20 protein-coding genes are annotated in these 22,511 nt (G+C 70.9%); 11 read left to right on the forward strand and 9 right to left on the reverse strand.

The features are described 5' to 3' along the window. Nucleotides 1-169 precede the first annotated feature (169 nt). The 5 genes from HNQ07_RS09930 to HNQ07_RS09950 are packed head-to-tail and all read left to right on the forward strand — an operon-like array spanning nt 170 to nt 5,401. Nucleotides 170-1,030: a PrsW family intramembrane metalloprotease gene (locus tag HNQ07_RS09930; RefSeq protein ID WP_184111237.1), complete on the forward strand. Its 861-nt coding sequence runs from the start codon at nt 170-172 to the stop codon at nt 1,028-1,030. After that, entirely contained in the window at nt 1,027-1,608 is a 582-nt protein-coding gene (locus tag HNQ07_RS09935) for a hypothetical protein (protein ID WP_184111238.1), read from the forward strand. Before HNQ07_RS09930 ends, HNQ07_RS09935 begins: the two co-directional genes overlap by 4 nt. Next, entirely contained in the window at nt 1,605-3,206 is a 1,602-nt protein-coding gene (locus HNQ07_RS09940; RefSeq protein ID WP_184111239.1) for a S1 family peptidase, read from the forward strand. The genes HNQ07_RS09935 and HNQ07_RS09940 overlap by 4 nt, the downstream gene beginning before the upstream one ends. Nucleotides 3,207-3,232: 26 nt before the next feature. Next, nucleotides 3,233-4,543, forward strand: a complete 1,311-nt coding sequence (locus HNQ07_RS09945) for a CHASE2 domain-containing protein (protein ID WP_184111240.1) — start codon at nt 3,233-3,235, stop codon at nt 4,541-4,543. 30 nt (nt 4,544-4,573) lie between these two features. Then, nucleotides 4,574-5,401, forward strand: a complete 828-nt coding sequence (locus HNQ07_RS09950; protein WP_184111241.1) for a hypothetical protein — start codon at nt 4,574-4,576, stop codon at nt 5,399-5,401. Between the two features lie 3 nt (nt 5,402-5,404). Here the strand turns inward: HNQ07_RS09950 and HNQ07_RS09955 are convergent, their stop codons facing one another. From HNQ07_RS09955 to HNQ07_RS09965, 3 genes are all read right to left on the reverse strand, one after another. Continuing rightward, nucleotides 5,405-5,767: an SPW repeat domain-containing protein gene (locus tag HNQ07_RS09955; protein WP_184111243.1), complete on the reverse strand. Its 363-nt coding sequence runs from the start codon at nt 5,765-5,767 to the stop codon at nt 5,405-5,407. A 247-nt stretch (nt 5,768-6,014) separates the two neighbouring features. Then, complete coding sequence (locus tag HNQ07_RS09960; RefSeq protein WP_184111245.1) at nt 6,015-6,215, reverse strand: hypothetical protein; 201 nt, start codon at nt 6,213-6,215, stop codon at nt 6,015-6,017. A gap of 97 nt (nt 6,216-6,312) precedes the next feature. Next, nucleotides 6,313-6,987, reverse strand: a complete 675-nt coding sequence (locus tag HNQ07_RS09965; protein ID WP_184111247.1) for a GntR family transcriptional regulator — start codon at nt 6,985-6,987, stop codon at nt 6,313-6,315. Between the two features lie 37 nt (nt 6,988-7,024). Here HNQ07_RS09965 and HNQ07_RS09970 point away from each other — a divergent pair, with 37 nt between their 5' ends. The 3 genes from HNQ07_RS09970 to HNQ07_RS09985 all read left to right on the forward strand — a co-directional run bounded on the left by HNQ07_RS09970 (nt 7,025) and on the right by HNQ07_RS09985 (nt 11,401). Beyond that, nucleotides 7,025-8,158 (forward strand): ArgE/DapE family deacylase, encoded by a 1,134-nt coding sequence (locus HNQ07_RS09970; RefSeq protein ID WP_184111249.1) that lies wholly within the window; start codon nt 7,025-7,027, stop codon nt 8,156-8,158. 12 nt (nt 8,159-8,170) lie between these two features. After that, nucleotides 8,171-9,319, forward strand: coding sequence for a diaminopropionate ammonia-lyase (locus HNQ07_RS09975; protein ID WP_184111251.1), 1,149 nt, complete (start codon nt 8,171-8,173; stop codon nt 9,317-9,319). 735 nt (nt 9,320-10,054) lie between these two features. Further along, nucleotides 10,055-11,401 (forward strand): deoxyribodipyrimidine photo-lyase, encoded by a 1,347-nt coding sequence (locus HNQ07_RS09985; RefSeq protein WP_184111253.1) that lies wholly within the window; start codon nt 10,055-10,057, stop codon nt 11,399-11,401. Between the two features lie 405 nt (nt 11,402-11,806). On the opposite strand, the gene HNQ07_RS09990 is transcribed toward HNQ07_RS09985, so the two are convergent. Then, complete coding sequence (locus HNQ07_RS09990) at nt 11,807-12,577, reverse strand: META domain-containing protein (protein ID WP_184111255.1); 771 nt, start codon at nt 12,575-12,577, stop codon at nt 11,807-11,809. A gap of 35 nt (nt 12,578-12,612) precedes the next feature. Then, nucleotides 12,613-14,214 carry a carboxylesterase/lipase family protein gene (locus tag HNQ07_RS09995; protein WP_184111257.1) on the reverse strand — a complete coding sequence of 534 codons (1,602 nt, stop codon included), beginning with the start codon at nt 14,212-14,214 and terminating at the stop codon, nt 12,613-12,615. A gap of 537 nt (nt 14,215-14,751) precedes the next feature. Here HNQ07_RS09995 and HNQ07_RS10000 point away from each other — a divergent pair. Then, nucleotides 14,752-16,911, forward strand: coding sequence for an ATP-binding protein (locus HNQ07_RS10000; RefSeq protein ID WP_184111259.1), 2,160 nt, complete (start codon nt 14,752-14,754; stop codon nt 16,909-16,911). Between the two features lie 660 nt (nt 16,912-17,571). On the opposite strand, the gene HNQ07_RS10005 is transcribed toward HNQ07_RS10000, so the two are convergent. Beyond that, on the reverse strand, nt 17,572-18,189 hold the full coding sequence (locus tag HNQ07_RS10005) for an NADPH-dependent FMN reductase (protein WP_184111261.1): 618 nt from the start codon (nt 18,187-18,189) through the stop codon (nt 17,572-17,574). Between the two features lie 131 nt (nt 18,190-18,320). Next, nucleotides 18,321-18,743, reverse strand: coding sequence for a MarR family winged helix-turn-helix transcriptional regulator (locus tag HNQ07_RS10010; RefSeq protein ID WP_184111264.1), 423 nt, complete (start codon nt 18,741-18,743; stop codon nt 18,321-18,323). Between the two features lie 84 nt (nt 18,744-18,827). On the opposite strand from HNQ07_RS10010, the gene HNQ07_RS10015 reads away from it, so the two are divergent. Beyond that, on the forward strand, nt 18,828-19,343 hold the full coding sequence (locus HNQ07_RS10015; RefSeq protein WP_184111266.1) for a DUF1453 domain-containing protein: 516 nt from the start codon (nt 18,828-18,830) through the stop codon (nt 19,341-19,343). 88 nt (nt 19,344-19,431) lie between these two features. On the opposite strand, the gene HNQ07_RS10020 is transcribed toward HNQ07_RS10015, so the two are convergent. After that, nucleotides 19,432-20,346 (reverse strand): MBL fold metallo-hydrolase, encoded by a 915-nt coding sequence (locus HNQ07_RS10020; protein WP_184111268.1) that lies wholly within the window; start codon nt 20,344-20,346, stop codon nt 19,432-19,434. 513 nt (nt 20,347-20,859) lie between these two features. On the opposite strand from HNQ07_RS10020, the gene HNQ07_RS10025 reads away from it, so the two are divergent. Further along, nucleotides 20,860-21,258: a (R)-mandelonitrile lyase gene (locus HNQ07_RS10025; RefSeq protein WP_184111270.1), complete on the forward strand. Its 399-nt coding sequence runs from the start codon at nt 20,860-20,862 to the stop codon at nt 21,256-21,258. Nucleotides 21,259-21,733: 475 nt separating this feature from the next. Here HNQ07_RS10025 and map read toward each other — a convergent pair whose 3' ends face one another. Further along, nucleotides 21,734-22,477: a type I methionyl aminopeptidase gene (map, locus tag HNQ07_RS10030; RefSeq protein WP_184111272.1), complete on the reverse strand. Its 744-nt coding sequence runs from the start codon at nt 22,475-22,477 to the stop codon at nt 21,734-21,736. Nucleotides 22,478-22,511 lie beyond the last annotated feature (34 nt).

Here is a 22,511-nt window from a genome sequence, read left to right on the forward strand (position 1 = left end):
GGCAAGGCGCCTTGAGGGGGTGGGGCATCACCGCTATCTTAATGCCACGCTCAGCCCACGGTCATGATTCTTGGAGGGCCGATTTGTATCCCACATCCGCCACCGCCCGCTCCCGCTCTGCCGCCTCCCTCCCGACCCGACCCCCCGCGACGCCGCGTGGAGCGCGGCCATGACCGCGCCGACCCGCCGCCTGAAGGTGACCGTCACCTCGGTGTGGGCGCAGGTGATCGGCATTCCGCTGTTCGTCCTCGTGGCCGCCCTGGCCGACCGCGCGCTCGGCGGCACGCTGACGGGCGCCGGCCTGGTCGCGGTCGGGCTGGTCATGGCCGCGGTGCCGGCGGTCCTGTGGCTTCTGGCGTTCTACCGCGAGGACCGGCTGGAACCCGAACCCAAAACGCTGGTGCTGGGCGTCTTCGTGCTCGCGGCGCTGCTCGCGCAGGCGGTCGGGCAGCCGCTGATCCGGCTGCTGACCGGGCCGGACCCGTCGTGGCTGGTGGGCGTGGCGACGGCGGTGCTGGTGGTAGGCATGGTGCAGGAGTTCCTGAAGTACGCGGCCGTGCGCTATACGGTCTACACGACGCCGCAGTTCGACCACCGCATCGACGGCGTGCTGTACGGCGCGTCGGCGGGCCTGGGCTACGCGACCGTGCTGAACGTGCAGTACATCCTGGACCACGGCGGCGTGGACCTGGGCGTGGGCGCGATCCGCGTGGCGATCACGGCGCTCGCTCAGGCCAGTTTCGCCGGGCTGAGCGGGTACGCGCTGGGACGCGCGAAGTTCGACCGCCGCCCGGCGCTGTGGCTGCCGGCTGCCGTGGGCGGCGCGGCGCTGCTGAACGGCGCGGTCAGCGTCATGCTGCGCGACCTGCCGTGGGTCGGGGGGCTGGACTTCCGGCCCGAGTACGGCCTGGTGCTGGCTGTGCTTGTCGCCGGGACGACCTTCGCGTTCCTGTTCACCCGCATGCGCGGCCTGAACGCCGCGGACGAACGCTGGGCCGCCGAGCACCCGGCGGGCGGGAGCGCTCCGTGACGGCCGCGATCCGGCGTCGGCTGGACTGGCCGGTGTGGGTGCTGGTGGCGGCGTCGCTGCTGCTGGGCAGCGTCCTGCAGCGGGCCGAGGCCGGCCGCACCGCCACCGCCAGCGTGGGCCGCACGCACCTCGCGTACCCGGCCCGCTGGGCGCCGCAGGGCGCCGCGGATGCCGGCACCTTCGCGGCGGCAGACCTCGCGGCCGGGGCGTATGGAGACCGCGTGGAGGTCCGGCGGCTGGGTGCCGGCGACCTGATCGCCGTGGACCAGGCGGCGCCGCAGGACGCGATGGCCGCCCTGTCGGTGTGGTCGCTGACCCGTGGCCAGGCCATGACCGGCTTCCGCATCCTGAGCCAGACGCGCACCACCGCGCTGGGCCGGCCGGGAGCGCGGCTGGAGTACGCCTACTTAGCGGACTCCCCGCCGGGAGCGCTGCCGGTCGTGATCCGCGCGACCGACACGCTGGTGGTCGCCCAGGACGGCGTGTACGTCCTGACGGTGGCCGGGCGGGCGGATGGCGGCGCAGCCGGCCTCGATGCCCTGACGAAGCGGCTGGTCGCGGCGTGGGGGCAGCCGTGAGCGCAGGGCGCACGCGGGGAATCGGGCGCGGGGCCGCGTGGCTGGGCGTGCTGCTGGCCGTCGGGCTGAGCGGCGCGCCGGTGCCGGCCCAGGGCGTCGGGGCCGATCCGGGCGACGGCCTGGACCGGGCGCTGCTGTCCACCGCGCACCTCTTCACGCTGCAGGAGGGCAGCGACAAGGGGGCCGGCTGCACCGGCGTGGTGGTCGGGGACGACCGCACCCTGCTCACCAACTGGCACTGCGTGGGCAAGGACGCGGGCCTGCAGTCCAAGAGCCGCGCGCTGAACAACGCGCGCGGCTGGGTGTTCGTGGCCCCCACGCGCGACCCGCGGCAGGCGCCGGCCTTCGCGTACGTGGCGCGGGTGGTGGTGGGCGAACCCACGCTGGACGTGGCCGTGATCCGCATCTTCGGCACCTTCAGCGGCGACCCCGACCGGCCCGGTCCCCTGCCGGCCGGGCCGCTGCCGCTGCTGCCCCTGCCGCTGGCGAACTCCGACGCCGTCCGGCTCGGGCAGAACGTGCGCGTGCTGGGCTACCCGTCGCTCGGCGGCGACACCATCACGCTCACCGAGGGCCGCATCTCCGGCTTCGACGACGAGAACCACGACGGCACTCCCGACGCGTTCAAGACCGACGCGGAGGTCAACCACGGCAACTCCGGCGGCCTGGCCATCAACGACCAGGGGCAACACATCGGCATTCCCACGTGGGCACGCACGGACGAGGGCGGGTCCGGCAAGATCAGCCGCATCCGCATGATCAACGTGGCGGTGCCGTACCTCCAGCAGGCCCTCGCGCTGCCGGCCCCCACCCTGGCCGACGCCCAGACGCCCGCCCAGCCGCCGGGCCTTAGCACGGCCGCGACGCCGCCCCCGGCTGCGGCCCCGGCCACCGGGACGGCGCGGATCGGGCCGGTCACGTTCCACGCGGACGCGGCCAGCCCCGCCGCGCCGGAGGGCACGCCGCTGCCGTCGGGCCTGCGGCAGGTGGTGGCGCTGGCGCCGTTCCAGAGCATGACAGCCGGCGCCGACTGGGGCAGCGTGTGGACCTACCAGGGCCAGGCGGCGGCCGGCGCGACGGGCGGAACTGCGTGGACGCTCGGCCAGAAGGGCACGTTGCAGGACACCCTCAGCGCCGCCGAGGGCCGCACGCTGCCGGATGGCCGCTACGGGTGGTCGGTCTACGTGGCCGGGCAGCTCACGTCGCAGGGCGCCTTCCAGATCGGCGCGGCCACACCCGCCGTGGCGCCTCCGGCCGCGCCCCCAGCGCCGGTGGCCCCGGACGTCGTGATCCGGGGCGCCGTGCAGGACGCCGACAGCTCGCAGCCGATTCCGGACGCGCTGGTGATCTTGCTCAAACCCGGCGTCCAGCTCCAGGACTGGACGGCGGCCGGCTACCCGCCCGCCCAGGTCGCCGCGCAGGCCACCACGGACGCCTCCGGGGCGTACCAGACCACGCCCCCACTGCCGCGCGGGCAGACGTACCACGCGGTGTTCGCGGCGAAGGACTACCGCATCACCGATGGACCGGTCGACGTGACGGCGGACGATCCGACCCCGCTGGCGCTGGAGCCCGTCGCCCTGCAACGCTCCCAATGAGCGCGCCCCGGACGCCGCCTCCTGCCGTGGACACTCCCGCTGCGGACGCCGCAGCGACGCCTGCGCCGCGCCCGTGGATTCAGGCGGTGCGGGAAAGCGCGGTGGCGGTGGTCGTGTTCCTGTTCCTGTCGTGGGCAGTCACCGAGGGACGCCTGGGCTGGTTCTCCGACACGCTGGCCGACGCGCAGGACCAGGCCTACGACGCGCTCGCGTCCCTGGAGTACCACTTCGCCAGCCCGGTCGCCCCGCCCGCCGGCACGCCGCCCGTGGTGTTCGTCGATATCGACGACGACACGGTCCAGGCCGCGAACATCAGCCCGTACCTGTTCCACCGCGGCGTGCTCGCGGACCTGCTCACGCGGGTGGCGGCCACGCAGCCGCGCGCCGTGTACGTGGACCTGAACCTCAGCGCGCCCAGCCAGGAACCCGTGCTCGACCGGCGGGGGACCGCCCGCTTTCCGCGCTCGGCCGGCGACGAGGCGCTGCTGACGGCGCTGCGCGCGCCCCACGCCTTTCCCGTCCTGCTGTCGCAGCCGGCGGTGTTCGGGGAACCGCTCAGCCGCTTCGGCGCCGCGTGCTGGGTGACGCCGGCCGTGATCACCGACAGCGGTGACACGGTGCGGCGCGTGCCCCGCCGCTGGGCCGACGGGCCGTATCCGGTGTCCGAGGCGCTGTTCCAGGCGTCGCAGCCCGGCGGCTTCCAGTGTCCGGACGCGCGGCGCGGCAGTTCGCCCCCGCGCGACGTCTACCGCACGGCGCTGTACGGCGAGCCCATCGTGTTCCACGAGGTGCCGACCAGCGGCGCCCGGACGTACGCGTGGCCCGGCCTGAGCGTGATCAGCGCCCGCACGGTGCTCGCGCAGGACGCGCCGGTCCTCGAGCCCGGCGCGCTCGTCGTGGTCGGCCGCACCGATGCTGACAACCTGGACATGCACGGCAGCGCCGTGGGGTCGCTGCCCGGCGTTGAACTCCACCTCAACGCCCTGATGACCCTGCTCGCCTACCGCCACCCGGTGGTCGCGCTCGATCCCATCGCGTCGTCGCTGCTGGCCTTTGCGGCCATGCTGCTGGCGATCCTGGCCGCACCGCTGCTGAGTGGTCTGCTCACCCGCGGCCTGACGCGGCTGGGCGTGCGGCGCCAGGTGGGCGACGTGTTCGAGCACCCGATCATGTGGGGCCTGCTGTTCGGCGCGGCGTTCCTGGCTTACCGCTATGCGGGGCGTTTCCTCGACTTCGCGCTGCCGATCGTCAGTCTGGAACTCGCCCGGCTGGCGCTGGGCCGCCGCCTGAACCAGCTCGCCACCAAGACCCTCAAGATGGCCAAACTGCTCAACTGAGCGTCATTCCGCCCGCCAGGAGGACCCGTCATGCCCCAACCCGCCGCACGTTGCCGTCCGCACCCGCTCCTCGTGGGGCTGCTCCTGCTGTGCAGCCCGGCGGCGGCCGCCGCGTCGCCGCAGCTCACGCTGCCGGCGGGCGCGGTGGCCGTCCTCCAGCCAAGCGCGGTGCAGATCACAGGGCCGCAGCAGCGGCCGCTGGAGCCCGGCACACAGGTGTGCGTCAGCACCGGCTCGGCAGGCGTGTCGGACGGCGGGGTGCGCCACCCGCTGACCGCGGGGCAGTGCTACCAGGTGCCGGCCCCGCGGTCCCTGCTCGCCAGCCTGGTGTCGCTCGCCGCGTCGTGGTTGCCGACCAGCCGCAAGGCCGGCACTGTGAACGCCGAGTCGCGCGGCGAGGGCCGCTGCGGCGACCAGCCGCCGCGCGTGGCGCTGCCCAGCACCTACACCCTGGACGCCGTCATGGTGCCGGTCGCGTCCCGTCCGTACCCGAACACCGTGGAGGTCGTCGGGGCCGGCAACGAGACCCTGTACCGCGCGGAGCAGGCACGGCCCGGCCTCGGCTTCGCGGTGCCGGTGACAGCATTCGAACGCGCGGACCACATAGTCGTCCGCGACGGCACGGGCAAGTTGCTGTACCGCGGTGCCGTCTCCCGCGTGGTCTTCGACGACGCGAGCCGCGCTACGCCGCCCGCCGAGCAGGCCCAGCGCCTGCTGGAGACCGGCCTGATCGACTATGCCCTGCCCGCGTACTCGCTGCTCCTTCAGGCCGATGAGGTCGACGCGGCCACACAGCTCCTGGCCGCCATCCGGACGTGCTTCGTGGTTCAGCCACCCGCCGCGGCCGGCGGCCAGTAGGCGCTACTCGGGCAGTTCCTCCGGCCGGGACAGCAGCGCCACGCCGAGCCCGAACAGCCCGACGGCCACCACGGTTGACCGCGCCCGGCGATGGTGGGCAAACCCCAGCAGCCACGGCGCCCCCACGGTGGCGACGCTGACCAGCATGTCCAGCGCCAGATGCGCGCGGAACGGCACGACGCGCACGACGCCCCACTCCGCCCGGGTCAGGACGGTGGACACCAGGATGCCGGCGCTCAGCGCCCGGCACAGCAGCACGGCGCGCGGCTCGTCCTCGAAGCCCAGGAGGTTGGGGGCCGCGAACACGGCCGCGACGTACGCATAATCCGCGACTCCATGCACGGGTCTGGAAATCGGTCTGGCCATCGTTCCCTCCGGTGAGCGGGGCCGACTTGGCCGGACCGCAGAGGCCCGCTGCCTTCGCTGGTGGCCGCCGCCGGACGCTCGGCCCTGCCACCGTCGCGTATCCGGTGGGTCCGGCGATGACACGGGCGTGGAGCCGCGTTGGCCCGGCCCAGCCACACGGCCCGACTTTCCTCAACGCGAGTTCAGCCAATTTGCATGGCGGCCCCACCTGGTCTGCAGAACGGACATCCAGCCGCTCGACCGCGGCTCACGTCGTCCGGATCTTCACCTTGATGGAGCGGTCACCCGTGATGCCGCCGGACACCCCGGTCACCTCGTCGAGGCGCCAGTGCACCTGGATGTCCGCTCCGCCCGTGTTCGCTCGCTCGTGGGCGGCGTGGATGGCCCGGTCCAGCGCTTCCTGGAAGTTGCCGGCAGTCGACGTGCCCTCGTGTGTGTGTTCGGCCATGACGTCCTCCTCGGTCCGGGTCAGGGTACGGGAGAGGCCGCTCGGCCCGCTGGACCCGGTGCACGCGGCGGTCCGCGCTGGCCTCTGCCCGACCGGCTCACGTCAGCCCAAGACCGCTGTGCTGGAGGCGGCGCAGGCTTCCCTGCCAGTTGGCGTGCAGGGCGCGGACACTGGCCTCCACGTCCCCGGCGTGCAGGGCATGCAGCAGGACCGCGTGTTCCTCCACCGATTCCGTGCCGGCGCTGCCCGCGTGAAAGTACGCGAGTTCGATGCGGCGCAGTTTGCGTTTGAGGGCATGCAGGGTGTGGTGCAGCTCGCGGTTGCCGGCGCGCTCGGTCCACACGCCGTGGAAGGCCATGTCCGCCTCCACGGCCGCGCGGGCGTCTCCGTGCTGGAGGGCGGCCCCGAGCTGGGCGTTCAGGTCACGCAGGTGTGTGATATCCGGCCCAGTGAGGGCCGGCATGGCGAGGCGCAGAGCGAGCATCTCCAGCGCCTCCACCACCGGGTAGAGGTCGGCGGCCCGCGCGGCGTCCAGGGGGGCCACGCGGGTCCAGCGGTTCAGCGCCGTCTCGATCAGGCCCTCGTCCTCCAGGCGGCGCAGGGCCTCGCGCACGGGCGTGCGGCTCACGCCGAGCCGGCCGGCGATGTCGAGGTCGCGCAGCGCCTCGCCGGGCTGGAGGGTGCCGTCGATGATCCACGTGCTGAGCTGCATGTACACGTCGTCGCGGGCCAGGGACCGGGCGCGCTTCGGGGCCGTGGGGGGAATGGGCATCGTCGCCCCGAGTCTATATGATATGTAATATATCACTGTGTCCGAGACGCTTTCCGATCTGCTGGCGGCGCTGGTCCGCTCCGACTCCACCAATCCCTCGCTGGTGCCTGGTGGCGCGGGGGAGGGCGGCATCGCCCGCTTCGTGGGTGGGTGGCTCGCGGCCCGCGGCATCGCCGCCGAACTGGACGAGGCCGCCCCCGGCCGCGTCAGTGTGATCGCGCGCGTGCCCGGCACGGGCGGCGGCCGCTCGGTGATGCTCAATGCCCACCTCGACACCGTCGGCACCGAGGGCATGGCCCGGCCGTTTGATCCGGTGGTGCAGGGCGGGCGCATGTCCGGCCGCGGCACCTACGACATGAAGGGCGGGCTCGCGGCGTGCCTGCTGGCCCTGGTGGACGCCAGAGACGCCGGGCTGCGCGGAGACGTGATCCTGACCGCCGTGGCCGACGAGGAACACGCCAGCCTCGGCGTGCAGTCGGTCCTCCAGCGGGTGCGAGCCGACGCCGCCATCGTCGCGGAGCCCACCGAACTGAGCGTGTGCACCGCACACAAGGGCTTCACGTGGCACGAGATCACCACGCACGGCCGCGCCGCGCACGGCTCGCGCCCGGACCTCGGGGTGGACGCCATCGCGCACATGGGCCGCGTGATCGGGCAACTCGAGGCGCTCGGACAGACCCTCGCCAGCCGGCCGGCCCACCCGCTCCTCGGGCACGGCAGCGTGCACGCCTCGCTGATCACCGGCGGGCAGGAACTGTCCAGCTACCCGGAGCGCTCCACGCTGCACGTGGAGCGGCGCACCCTTCCCGGTGAGACCCCGGACGGAGTCACGCAGGAGATCGAGGCCCTGTTGTCGCGCCTGCGCGCCGACCCCACCTTCCACGCCGAGCACCGCGTCACCCTGGCACGCGATCCTTTCGGCATCGATCCGGGCGCGCCCATCGTGCAGGCCGTGCTCGGCGCGGCCACGACCGTGCTCGGCACTCCGCCCGCCGTGATCGGCCAGACCTTCTGGATGGACTCCGCGTTTCTCGCCGCCGCCGGCATCCCCACGGTCGTGTTCGGCCCGGCGGGAGGCGGCGCCCACGCCACCGAGGAATGGGTGGACCTCGACTCCGTCCAGCAGTGCCGTGAGGTGTACACGGCCACCCTCCGCGCCATCTGCGCCTGACAGGAGTTCCCCATGACCACCGAGCGTTCAAGCAAGTACTTCAACCCAGCGGCGCCGATGACCGTGGACGCGCTTCCGGACCCCTCGCTCCTCGCCTTCCACCGGCGGCTGCCCGGGTACGCGCCCACCCCGCTCGTCCGCGCGCCTCACCTCGCCACTGCCCTGGGTGTCGGGGCCGCGTGGGTCAAGGACGAGTCGAACCGCCTGGGCCTGCCCGCGTACAAGATTCTGGGGGCGTCCTGGGCCGTCTACCGCGAACTGGAGGCGCGCTACGGGCCGTTCGCCGCGTGGGCGACGGTGGACGACGTGGCCGCGCAGCTCCGCCCCCACCACCCCCTGACGCTGGTCACGGCCACCGACGGGAACCACGGCCGCGCCGTGGCGCGCATGGCCCGCTGGCTGGGTCTGGACGCCCACATCCTGGTGCCGCGTGACATGGTGCCCGCCCGCATCCGGGCCATCGAAGAGGAGGGCGCGCGGGTGGACGTCGTGGACGGCACCTACGACGACGCGGTGGTGTCGTCGGCCCGGCTGGCCGACGACCGGCATCTGGTCATCAGCGATACCGCGTGGGACGGATACACCCGCGTGCCCGGCTGGGTGGTCGAGGGCTACGGCACCATCTTCCAGGAGATCGACGGGCAGCTCGCCGCGGCGGGCGGGCAGCCGCCGGACGTGGTGGCCGCCCAGATGGGCGTGGGCTCGCTGGCGATGGCGGTGGTGAAGCACTACCGCGCGCCGGGCCGGAGCGCGCACGTGGTGGGCGCCGAGCCGACCCGGGCCGACTGCGTGCGGCGCTCGCTGGAGGCGGGCCGGCTGACGGAGGTACCCGGACCCCACACCTCGATCATGGCGGGCCTGAACTGCGGCACCACCTCGCCGCTGGCGTGGCCGTACCTGCGGGGCGGCCTGAGCGCGTCCGTGGCGATCCCCGACGCGCGGGCCGAGGAGGCCATGCGGCTGCTGGCCGAGGACGGCGTGGTGTCCGGCGAGAGCGGGGCGGCCGGCGCGGGGGGCCTGCTGGACTTGCTGAGCGGCGAGGGCGCAGCGCTGGCCCGCGCCCACCTGGGCTTCACGCCCGACAGCACGGTCCTGGTCATCTCGACCGAGGGCGCGACCGATCCTGAGGCCTACGCCCGAATCGTGCGCAAGGAGATCTGAAGGCACCCACGACACCGGCACCGGGCTGTGGGGACTCGCAGTTCCACCGCCCGGCGCCGCGCCCGATCCTTTAGTGCAGCCGCCTCTCCGGATGCTCGCGCGGGTCAGGACGTTTAGCGCGCCGAAGGGCCTGCCGAGCAGCAGCGACCGGCGGTAGGCGATGGCGCGGGCGAGCGCGACCCGCTGGCGCTGCCCACTGCACAGTTCGTACGGGGAGGCGGTCGGGTGCGGGCCGAGGCCCACGTCGTCCGGGGTGCGCCCGGCGAAGTGGCGTTTCAGCGCCGCGACCAGCAGGTCGGCCTCCTTGCCGATCAGCGCGCAGATCACGTTGGCGAGCACGGTCACATCGGTGCGGAAGAACTCGCGGGCGTCCATGGCCAGGAAGCCGATGCCGCTGCTCGCCCCGAACGATTCGCTCACGACCAGCACCAGTCACGACACGCTCAGGGCGTAGCGCAGGCCGACCGGCACGCTGGGCAGCGCTGCCGGCCGGTCCCGGACCTTCGACAGGAGGTCGCGCAGAGCGCCCACGTGGACACTGTGTAGAGCGGGGCAGGACGTCTGCTGTGTCAGCCAGCAGCGTGAACTAGGGCACTTGCCTGGAAACAACAGCTTTCGGCCGCCGCGACATGGCCTGATGCGCCGTCCATTGGGTCAGCGCGGCGCACCCTCCACGCTCCGCAGACTGTAGGCCAGCCTCAAGGTGCCACAGCAGGCCGCTCCTATGCTCTGGTCATGATCCACGACACACGGGTGTCTCGGCTCAACGCCCATGCCGTTGCCTCTACTGGTCAGTACGTGCTGCTGTGGGTCCAGGCCAGCGTCCGCGTCACCGACAACCACGCCCTTGAATACGCCATCCGCGAGGCCAACACCCGGCGGCTGCCCGTCGTCGCCGTGTTCGGCCTGACGCCCAGCTATCCCGACGCCAACGCCCGACACTACCGGTACCTCCTGGAGGGTCTGCGCGACCTGCGTGCCGCGCTGGGCGCACGGGGAATCCCCCTCCGCGTCGAGCTGGGCGACCCCGTGACCACGGTCCAGTCCGCGGCCCACCACGCTGCCCTGGTGGTGACGGACGTGGGCTACCTGCGGCTTCAGCGGCAGTGGCGGGCGCTCCTGGCCGAGACGGTGCCGGTCCCCCTGGTCGCCGTCGAGTCCGAGGCGCTGGTGCCCATCCGCACGGCCAGCACCAAGCAGGAGTACGCGGCCCGGACGCTGCGCCCCAAGCTCCACCGCCTGTGGCCCGAGTATGTGGTGCCCCTGGATGCCCAGGACCTGAAGCACACGACGACCGACTGGGCGCCCGGCGAAGCGGTTGACGATCCGGCCCGGCTCACCGCACGGCTGCCCATCGACCAGACCGTCGGCGCAGGTCGGGAGGCGGGGGGAGAACAGGCCGCGCTGGCCCGGTTGCGGGCCTTTGTCGCGGATGTTCTGGAGACCTACCACGTGCGCCGCAACGATCCGACCCAGGACGGCGGGAGCCGTCTGAGCGCGTTTCTGCACTACGGTCACCTGTCTCCGCTGACCGTGGCCCTGGCCGCCCAGGAGCACCCGGGGCCAGGCACCGACGCGTTGATGGAAGAGCTTGGGGTGCGCCGGGAACTCAGTTTCAATTTCTGCTGGTATCAGCCCCTCTACGACGCGTACGAGGGTGTTCCCAACTGGGCCCGCGCGACCCTGGAAGCGCATCAGGACGATCCCCGCCCGGCCCTGTACGATCTGGCCACACTGGAGGCCGGACGGACGGCCGATCCGTACTGGAACGCCGCGCAGCGTGAGATGGTGCAGACCGGGCGCATGCACAACTACCTGCGGATGTACTGGGGGAAGAAACTCCTGGAGTGGAGCGCCACGGCGCGGGAAGCGCATAGCCGGATGCTCGTGCTGAACAACCGCTACGAACAGGACGGGCGAGATGCCAACAGTTTCGTCGGCATCAGTTGGGTGCTGGGACTCCACGACCGGCCGTGGGCGCGTCGTCCGGTCTACGGCATGGTCCGGAGCATGAGCGCGTCCGGCCTGGAGCGCAAATTTGATATGGACGCCTATGTCCGTATGTGGACCGGAGAGGGTTGACGCTGACCCACGACCATCTCCGGGCGACCATTCCTCTGCTGGCTGACGGCGACCCGCGGCCGTGCATCGGCGTCATGGTGCATCCAGGCAGTCCCGGTAGCGGCTCCGAACAGCTGTAGCACGGTCAGTGGCGAGGCACAGTCCGGCCATGCCAGCCTGCGGCCAGCGCCTCCCCGATTCGCTATGCCAAAAACATCGTGGCTAGCGGACGCTGGGTTGCGTGGAACGGGCCGGCCGACCAGCGCATCCGGGGTGCACTTGGTCAGTGCCGGACGCCTGGACACCGGCCCATACCTCAAGGTTTGCTGGAAGCACGTCATCGCCTGCGCCAGGACGTAGCCCGACCGGCCCTGCTTCGGCTGGTAGGCCGTGCATGGCGGTCACAGAACCCCACGCCGCCAGGGCTCAGTTCACAGGTCGCGCAAACTGGAGCTGGGTACCGTCCCGGGTGATCAGGGTCAGCTGGGCACCGCTGACCTCCACGCGCGCGGCGTTCTGAAGCTCCCGGAGAAAGCGCTGCTCCTGCGCCTGAAGCTCAGGCGTCGGGCACGCCCGGCGGGTACTGGCCAGCGCTCCCACCGACAGGGTCTGGTCGTCGATGTCGTAGCGACCCATGAAGGTATTGCAGCCCCCCGTGCCGCTGATCCGCCCGTCCGCCGCGAAGGTCACGGTCAGCGGCGTGTCGCCCTGTGCCCCGACCAGGCGCCAGGTGGCCACCAGCCGGCGCGAGGCCTCACTGCCGTACACGAACACGGCCCTCGCCTTTCCGGTGGTGAGGGTCAACGTCGAGCCCTGACGCACGTACACCCGGGCGCCCGAGAGCACCTGGAGGTACCGCCGCTCCAGCGTCATCTGCGGCTCGGGGCAGGCCCGGCGCGTGGTCACGATGGGCCGGAGCTTCAGGGTCTGCGCTGTGAAGATAGCCGTGGTCCTGAAGGTGTTGCAGCCGGCAAATCCGGACACCTGGGTGCCCTCGGCGGTGCTGATCCCGGTTCCCAGGAGTCGCAGGGTCGGCGCGTCCAGACCGCCCACCGACACCGTGCCCGCAGGGTCGCGCAGTTCCCGGAGCGTCCACGTGCCGTCGGCGATCTGTCCGCTCTGCGCGAGGCCGGATGGGCTGAGAAGCACGCCCACCACCGCCAACAGGCGCAGGTACCCACGTCGTGGTCTGTTCATAGGTCACCTCACTGGGCGGGGCCCAACCCCCGCGGTCACTGCAGGTTCAGGGGAAGCCAGTACTCGCACTGGTGGTCGGCGGCGAAGTTGGGGATCGGCCGAACACCGGTCGGCGTGAAGGCCTGCACATTGCCCTGCGCCGTGGCGAAACGCGCCCAGCCGTCGCCGGCCACTGCGGGACTCCCGGTCTTGACGAAGGTCATCCACGCGGCGCTGAGGGCGTCCGACAACGTGCGCTGCGCGGGAGTGAAGAGGGTTGGGTCAGACATGCCTGCGATCGGGGCCTGGAAGACATAGGACAGCTCACTGGAGTGATAGGAACCCAGACCAGGCAGATCACTCGGACTCTTCATGAGGGTGGCCGCCTGCGGGTCGTTGAACTCGAACGCGTACACCGGCACGTGCTTGGACAGAGCCTGGTTCACCCGCAGCGCCGTGCAGCTGAACACCGCGTCCGTGAACATGGTGGCGAACGCGAGCGCGGGCGTGTCGTAGCGGCGGTACGGGTAGCGGGCCAGGGTGCGGGTGGTGTTGGCGACCCCGACGGTCAGACCGGTCCCGCCCCAGTACAGCACCGGGCTGATCGGCTTGCCGTCCGGCGAGGCCACCTGCACGAACAGGCGGCCCTCGTCGTGCGTGGTGCCGTTCAGCACCGGGACCTGGTTGAATTGCCCGCTCTCGAAGGCGTCGCGCAACTGGAGGGGCAGGGACGGGTTGCGGTAGACGGGCGACCACACCAGGGCGCTGGCGGGACGCAGACCGGGCACCTTGGTCGTCAGGACCTTCAAGGGGTCGAGCGCGCGCAGGCACGCCAGGTCCGTGGCCGAACACCCGAGGTTGGTGGCGTAGCGGGTGTTCCGCGCTTCCGCCTGGGTCAGCGTAACGCCGTTGCCGGGGCTGGTGCACAGGCCGCTCTGGATGATTGCGCCCCGGAACAGACCGGCCGACTGCGGAGACGCGAGGTTCGCGCACACGCTCATGCCGCCCGCCGATTCCCCCGCCACCGTGACCTTGGCCGGGTCGCCCCCGAAGGCTGTGATGTTCGACTGGATCCACTTCAGGGCGGCCTGCTGGTCCTGAAGGCCATAGTTTCCGGACTGCCCGCCGCCTTCGGTGCTCAGCGCCGGGAGGGACAGCCAGCCCAGTGCCCCCAGGCGGTAGTTCATGGTCACGACGACGACGCCGTATTTCTGGGCCAGGACTGCACCGTCATAGGCAGCACCCGATCCAGTAATGAACGACCCGCCGTGAATCCACGCCATGACAGGAAGCTTGCTCTGCGCCGTGACGCCTGACGGGGTGTAGACATTCAGCGTGAGGCAGTCTTCCTGGCCCCTGAGCGTGCCGGGCGTTTCGTCTGGTCGCGCGAAGAGGGCGATCACGACCTGTGGACAGACGTTTCCGAAGGTGGAGGCGTCGCGGGGCGCGGTCCAGGGCGCAGCCGGCTGAGGCGATTTCCACCGCAACTCGCCCACCGGGGGCGCCGCGTACGGAATGCCCAGGAAACTGCGGACGGTGGACTCGCGGCCCACGACGGGGCCGTGGTCGGTCTGTACCGTGACGGGCGTTTGCGCGTGGGCCGATGAACCGAGGAGCAGGAGCACGACAGAGGCACGGACGACGGACAGTGGATTCATGGAGAAACCTCCGCCCGTTCAGTGTGAGTGATGTTACCCTCCGGAACTGCAGGAATTGACCACGAACGTTCTGTCACAGCACCGCCGCGTGTGCTGCTGAAGCTGATTCCGGTGGCCGATGGACGACCCGGACGTGACTCGCGGCAGAGCGGCTCTGCAGTATTGAAAGGTCAGCAGTAGCCCGCCCATGCCGGTGTCATGCGGCACCACCCTGCACGCTGCGGAGCGTGGACGGCGTGGCCATGAATGAGCCGAGCACGCGCTGGTTGTAGAGGTAACGTTCGAGGTCGGTCATCAGGTGCTGGCCACTGCTCCCAGTCGCGTCGAATGATCCTCAGCCGCCATCTCGGCGAGTGCATTGGCCGAGTCATCGGACGAAGTCAGCCGGTTTTGCCCACTCCCGGCCTGGGTCCCGCAGGCAAGTCCGGCTCGGCCCTCATGCGTCATTCGACAGGATCATCGCAGCCGCCGTCACGTTTCGTGAACAGTTCCCTACCGCGCGCCGCTTGAGCCGGATGTCAGACTGAACGCCGAGTCATGACCTTGCCCCCAGATCCCCAGCTGAATGCCACCGACCTCCAGGCCATCATCAACAGCAGTCCGGACTGCATCAAGGTGCTCGACCTGAACGCCCGCGTGCTGTCCATGAACACGGGCGGCCTGGAGGTCATGGAGATCGGGGATTTCAGCGTCTGCCAGAACGCGCCGTGGCCCACCTTCTGGGAGGGCCTAGACCGCGAGCACGTGGAACGCGCTCTGGACGCGGCCCGGTCGGGGAACAGTTCCGCGTTCGAGGGTGTGGCCAGGACGTTTGCGGGGACCCCGAAGTGGTGGGAGGTCCGGGTCGTTCCGCTGCGGGCGGCAGACGGCAGTGTGACCCGCCTGCTGGCGATTTCCCGGGACATCACGTCGCGCAAGGTTGCCGAGCAGCAACTGCGCGAGACGCAGCAGTTGCTGCGGGACCACGCTCAGACGCTGGAGGTCCGGGTCAGTCAGCAGGAACGTGCGCTCGAAGCCTTCGTGCGCTTCACAACCCAGGTGGCCAGCAGCACGGACCTCACGGAACTGGCACTGGCGGCCGGCGACATCCTCCAGGATGCCGTCAGCGGGGCCATGAGCGGCCTGTATGTCGTTCAGGGCCCGACCGCGGTCCCGCTGGCCTTCTCCAGAAATACGCCCCCTGAGGTGCGGACCGCCAGGCAAGATGGCATCTCGGTAAGCTCGCCGCTGATCGCTGAAGCGCTGGCCGGCCGCCGCACGGCCTTCGCTGAGGGCGATCACGGCCGCGCGCAGTCCGTGGGCTACGCGTGCGCTCTGAGCGTCACGCCGTTTTTCAGCGGTGACCGGCCCTTTGCCCTGTTCGCGACCGGCCACACCCGACCGCAGTGGACGGCGCAGGACCGGGCCGTCATCGAATCCGTGGGGCGCGGCCTGGGGCTGGCCCTCGAACGCGCGGAGCAGACGCGGCGGCTTCAGGAGCGCACGGCCAGCCTGGACGCCTTTGTGGACTTCACCCAGGCCACCGGGATGGAGGTGGACGGCCTGGCCCTCGCCCGGCAGGCAGAACAGGTGCTGCGCACGGCGCTGGATCAGGTCAGTGTCGCGGTGTACGAACTCGACGATGGGGTGTGGACGGCCCGGCTGTGGTCGGACACCATTCCGGCCGAGGTCGTGGCTGAGATGCGGCAGGGTGTTTTTCAGGACGCCCCGGCGTTGGCCCAGGTGGCAAGGTCCGGGGTCGGGGTCTTTCTCGACGGCCGGAAGGTGGAGGATGACGTGGTGCCGAGCGCCGCCGGCTACGGCACGGTGGCCATCATTCCGCTTTTAGACGGCGTCACCCCGCGTCTGTTTACCGTCGGCACGCTGGGGGCCAGGGTGTGGACGGCGCGGGAGCAGGCCATCATCCGCGCGGTCACCAGCGCCCTGGATCTGGCCCTCAAGCGCACCGAGCTGTCCCGGCAGTTGCTGGACCAGCGGGACGCCTTGACCGTGCGCACCCAGGAACTCGTGGCGGCCAACGAGGATCTCGAGGCGTTCGCGTACTCCGCGTCCCACGACCTGCGCACGCCACTACGGCATGTCATGGGCTTTGCCGACCTGGCCACCGCCGCCCTGACCAAGGGCGACATGGACAAGGTGCGGCGCAATCTGGGAACTGTGCAGCAGAGCGGCGTGCGCATGGAACAGCTCATCGACGGCATGCTGATGCTGTCGCGGGTCGGGCGGCGCGAGATGCAGCCGCGCTGGGTGGCCCTGGCCCCGATCATCGCGCAGGCGATTCAGGATGTCCGGCTGGAGTACCCGGCGCACACCATTGCGACGCAGGAACCGCGTCCCGTGCAGGTGTGGGGCGATCCGACGCTGATCCAGCAGGTGATGACCAACCTGATCAGCAACGCCGTGAAGTACTCCAGCGGACGGCCGGTTTCGAAAGTCGACGTTCAGGTGCAGGAAGCAGACGCCGAGTGGGTCGTCACGGTTCAGGACAATGGGGTGGGCTTCAATCCCACGTACGCTGGCAAGCTGTTCGGCATCTTCCAGCGGCTGCACACCCAGACGGCATTTCCGGGCGTGGGGGTCGGTCTGGCCACGGTCCGCCGCATTGTGCTCAAACACGGGGGCCGGGTCTTCGCGGACAGTCAGGAAGGGCACGGCGCGACCTTCGGGGTGACGCTGCCCCGCCCCGCAGTGTCCTGACATGGAGGCACGTCCAGTCAAAACGGTTTGCACGCGCCGGCGGCTGCTTGCCGGGCCTGCAAGAGGCTGAAGAGGCCCTCGTGCACGGGGGCGGGTGGCTGATACAAGGGTGCCCAAGCCAGTGATGCTGCTTGTGCCGTCGGGCGGAGTGAGGCCTGAGTTCACGCCGCGCGGCGCTTTAAGCCGCTGGCCTGCCATGTTGCCGAATCTGGCCGCAAACAAGATGCCCGAGTCCGGATTGTCGACCAGCTCGACGTTAAACCTGACTTTGTTGGACACAATGCCGTGCTGTCGTGGCACTCCCCGCCGTCGAACAAGACCGAGTGGACCATCTGCAGCAGCCTAAGAAGGTCCACAGAAGGCGCGGAAGCCACTGAAGTCCCGTATTTATCGGTGTGGAGTGTGCTCTGTTCCGCCACTTGCGGCGCTGAAGACCGAATCAACCACAGCCAGAGGACGCACCTCCGGATTCAAACTGACGTGCCTCAGCCGTGAGTGGGCGTGGATTGCACCCGTTGTCTGCTGGACCCTGCCGGCACGCAAAACGCAACCTGCCCTAACACCAGCGCAATGACGCCCTCTACGCCGCTGAGGTCGGAGAATCATCCCCGACCTCAGCAGTCGTCTGGAGCGTCTATCGCCCTCAGGACACGGCGAGCCTCACTCTCCGGAGGACGAGACCTGGATCTCCTGGGGTGGCGTCGTGGTCTCGCGCGCTGTCTTCAGTGCCCGGGTCCACCACGCCAGCTCCTCGAACAGCGCCGTTACCCCCGGCTCCAGGTGGCCCAGGTCATCGAGGCTCTGGCCCTGCTGCCATGCCCCGAAGAAGTCCGCCCCCTGGATATGCACGGCCGTCCGCAGCGGTGCCATCTGCAACTCCACCGCGATGCCCCGCAGGTGCTCGATCGCCCGCGCCGCCCCCACCGAGCCGTACCCCACGAACGTCACCGGCTTCTTGTTCCATTCCGGGTATGCGTAGTCCAGCGCGTTCTTCAGGGCCCCCGTCGGCGCGTGGTTGTATTCCGCCGTGATCAGCACGTAGCCGTCGAACCCGCCAATGGTGCGCTGCCAGCGTTGCCCCACCTCGTTCTGCGTCGGTGCCCACGCGTTGGACGCCACCTCGTTGAACAGCGGCAGCGGGAAGTCCCGCAGGTCGATCACCTCGAAGTCCAGATCCGGACGCGCCGCCGCGCGCTTCATGAACCATGCGGTGGGCTTGTCCGCAAAGCGGGTGTTGCGTGTACTGCCAATGATCACAGCGATTCTCGGGTTCGTCATACTCGTCTCCTGCGTGCTTGAACGGGCGGAGGGCCGCGGGACCGAGTACCGATCATAGTGCGGCCGGAGGCGACAGGAGCAATCTGGATTAAGCCATCTGGAACGCCTGAGTAGCGCCGCAGCCCGGTGGGTCAGGGGCGGAGCAGCGTGCCGAGTTCGTCCAGCAGTTCGCCGGCGCGGTCGAGCTGTTCAGCGCTCAGGTCGGGATGCGCGGTCCTGAGCGTCTCGGCCAGGGGCGTGCGGGCACGCGGGAGCAGCACGTCCTGCCGGACACCCGGGGCGAGGGTCACGGTGGTCCGCCGCCGGTCCGCCGCATCCGGGACGCTCACGAGCAGTCCCTCATCACGCAGAGCGGCGACGGTCTTCGACACGAAACTCTGCGCGAGGCCAGTGCGGGCGGCGACTTCACCCACGGCGCTGCCGGGGTGCCGGGCCACGTCCTCGACGACGGCGATCAGGCCGGGAGAGGGTGTCGGCTCGCCGGGGCGGGCGGTCGCCTGGGTGGCCAGGTCGCGCAGGTGCCGCGCGAGGCGGTGGAGAGCGCCAGCATCCATAGGAATCCAGTGTATCCTGCGGTGATACATCTTTAGTGATATGTCTACGGAGATGCAAGTGGGCATACGGTCCACGGAGGTTCCATGACCCTCACCGACACCCTGATCAGCTTCGCCCTCATCGCCCTGGTCGTGCGCCAGTTACGCGGCCGGCCGCTCACCCTGACCGGCGTGCTGTGGCCTGTGCCGCTGGTGCTCTTCGCCGCCGCGACTACACTTCACGTCCCCAGCGGCGGCCCGGCCCTGGATTTCACCCTCCTTGGCGGCGCTGTTGGCGTGATGCTGGGCGCGCTCTGCGGCGTCCTCACGCAGGTCTCCCCCACCTCGGACGGCCGTGTCGTTGCCCGCGCCAGTGGACCCGCCGCGCTGCTGTGGGTGCTCGGCATCGGCTCCCGCGTCGGCTTCGGTCTGTACGCCACGCACGGCGGCGGCCCGGCCATCGCCCGCTTCAGCGAAACGCACCATCTGACCATGGACGCGTGGGCCGGCAGTCTGCTCCTGATGTCCCTGCTGGAGGTCATGGGCCGCGCCGCCGTCCTGCTGTGGAAACGCGCGCATGTCGCCCGACCGTCGGCCGGCGTGCTGACACCCAGTTCTTGACGCGGTCGCGGCCTGAACGGACGTCTCACCGTCACAGCCGGATGCAGGCCGACAGGCGCCTCTCACCCCGCGGCCAGGGTTCCTCCCGTCAGGGTTGCAGCAACCATGCGCTCCCGAGCAGGGCGAGCGCGCCGAGCACCGCCCACCGTACCGGGTCACGCCGGCCTGGCTGCGGCAGGGTCACCGGCACGGGATGGCGGCGGTACCAGCCCTGGTTGGGCCGCGCCGCCTCGTCGAAATTGCGGGCCAGCCGGTGCAGATCCGTCGCCACCCCCTCGCCGCGCAGGGGATGGCCGTGCCCGGGCGCCAGCAGGTCCGGCTGCAGGTGGGCGAGCCGCCGCACGGAGTCGCGCGCCGCGTCCCAGTTGGGCGTGTAGTACGCCGGTGGGCCGTGCACCACGGCCGGCCGCAGGGTCAGGGCGCTCAGCAGCGATTCCTGCCGGGTGGTCACCACAGCGTCCCCGGCGATCAGGGTGCGGTCGGACCCGCGCCACAGCGACACGTGGCCGTTCGCGTGGCCGGGCGTGTGCCGCCACTCCCAGCCGGGCAGTCCCGGCACCGTCCCGTCCTCCGGCAGGTCCTGCACGGCCGGCTGAAACGAGAACGGTCCAGGACTCAGCGCGGGCGAGAGTACGCTCATGCTGCCGCCCACGCTGGGGTCCGGGAAGGGATACGGCACGCGGCCCGTGAGGCATGGCCGTTCCAGCGGGTGCGCGTACACCGGCACCGGCCAGCGCTCCAGCAGGGCGTGCAGCGCGCCGATGTGGTCGAGGTGCCCGTGGGTCAGGACGATGGCCTCTGGCGGCCGGTCCCCGTGGACCTGCGTGGCCGCGTTCCGGATCGTGCGGGCGGTGCCGGGCACGCCCGCGTCCACCAGCACCCAGGAATCACCGGGACGGCCCAGGAAGTAGACGTTGGCGAGGGGAAGCCGCAGCCGCACCACGTCGGAACGCAGGAAGTGGAACCGGCCGGTCGGCACGGCGAGGGCGTGTGGAACAGTCATGGAGGGTCCTCCAGCAGGCCAGGGGGAACCGAGGGAGGGTGTGCGGCGCCGGGTGGTGCCGCAGCAGGGCCGAGCCCGGCCCACGCCTGTGCGACCATTATTCCCGTCGCCCGGCCGCCCGCTTCCCGCGTGAAGTCAGCGTCAAGGCAGAGGTGCGGGGCGACGCCCTATTCACCAGCCCTCCCTCGACGTCCGACGTGTTGGGCACCGGATGGTCCGTGGTGGACGCGCCGGGCACACGGCAGTAGTCGTCGGGGATGGCGCGGTCGGTCTGCTTGACGTGCTGCCTGCCCGGCAGACGAGCACCACGCGCATCAGGGAGATGGCAGACAGCCTGAGCACCCACTCGGCGCAGCCCAAGTGCGCCGTTCCCAGCCGCATCCGATCAACCTTGTGGGCAAGGGTTACCGCGTGGCGGTCCAGACGCTGCCGTGCCCGGAACGGGCCAAGCAATTCCCCAGGGATGTGAACGCCCGCTCACCTCACTCCCAGTCCCTTCCAGAAGGATGAGTCATGGACATCAAACGAGCTGGAACGCGGCCGTCGGCGCCCGGCCCCGCCGAATGGTTCACCGGCACCGTGCGCCTGGACCCGCAGTTCACCGCCACCTCCCCGGCGCGCGCTGCCGGCACTACCGTCACGTTCGAGCCCGGCGCCCGCACCGCGTGGCACACCCATCCCCTGGGCCAGACCCTGATCGTGCTCAGCGGCGTCGGCCGCGTGCAGCGCGACGGCGGCCCCATCGAGGAGATCCGCCCCGGGGACGTGGTGTGGTTCGAGCCGGACGAGAAGCACTGGCACGGCGCAGCGCCCACCACCGCCATGAGCCACCTCGCCATCCAGGAAGCCCAGGACGGCACCGCGGTGGTGTGGCTGGAGCACGTCTCCGACGAGCAGTACCATGGATCATGATCGACCCGGCCCTGCTTCCTGCGGGCGCGTGACCGTCCTCCTCCCCTGACGGCCTGTCGCGGCGGGCCGAACTGATCCGCGCCTGCGCTCCGCATGACGGAGAATTGGCCCCGCGCGCAGCGCCGTGCGTGGTGGCGCAGGGCAACAAGTGCGGAACGTCGGTCTAGAAGCCTCCGAGGACGCTCCCTGGCGGCTGATGGAGTGCGCCGTCAATCCGCATTCCCCTTCCGGGTGACGCACGTCAACGGCATGCACCTGACCCACTCCAACGCCGCCGAGAGCGCGGCGGCCCGACTGCTGATGTTCAGAACGAGCGGGAAGCAGTGTTCACCTCAACCGGCTATCCGGCAGCGCCCCCTCCCGGGACGTCGCGCCTGCACAAACTGGGCGGCCCGGACCGACGATAGGCTGGTAGCGCAGTCACATCCACGGCCCCGCGGCCAGGGCGGACGGCTGCGTGGGCTGCACGAGCCGGTCAGGCGGTCAGGATCACGGGACGGCCGCGCGTGATCATCACGGTGTGCTCGAAGTGGGCCGCCAGGCCGCCGTCCGTGGTGCTCAGCGTCCAGCCGTCACGCCTCGTCCGGACCCGCGGCGACTTCCCGGTGGAGACCATCGGCTCGACCGCGATCACGAGTCCCTCGTGCAGCGCCGTGCGGTCCACCGGCCGGTAGTAGTTCGGGACGTTCGGCGCCTCGTGGATGGCGCGGCCCACGCCGTGTCCGAACAGATCGCGCAGCACCGTGAAACCCCGGCGCCGCACCTCGGTCTCGACTGCCCGGCCGATGGCGTGCACCGGCTGTCCGGCCGTCGCGGCGCTCAGGCCCGCGTGGAAGGCCGCCTCGGCGCACCCGATCAGCCGCAGCGCCACGGGCGAGGCCGGCGGTACCGCGACCGTCACGGCCGCGTCGGCGATGAAGCCGTCCACGAAGGGCGTGACGTCGAGACTCACCACGTCCCCAGCCGCCAGCGGCCGGCGCGTGGGCAGGCCGTGGACGATGTCGTCATTCACGCTGACAAAGACGTTCACCGGAGCGTTGTAGGTCATGCGCGGCGCGGACCGCGCACCGTGCGCGCGGTAGACGCGCCCGGCGAGGGCGTCGAGTTCGGCCGGCGTGATGCCTGGGCGGATGGCGGCCCGGAGCGTGCGCAGCGTCTCCGCGACGACGTGCCCGGCCCGCTGCATGCCCTTGAGATCAGCTTCGGTGGTGACGGTCATGCCTCACTGTAGGCGACCGCGGCGCCGCGGCGCG

This window comes from Deinococcus metalli (assembly GCF_014201805.1).
GTDB classification, from domain to species: Bacteria; Deinococcota; Deinococci; order Deinococcales; family Deinococcaceae; genus Deinococcus; species Deinococcus metalli.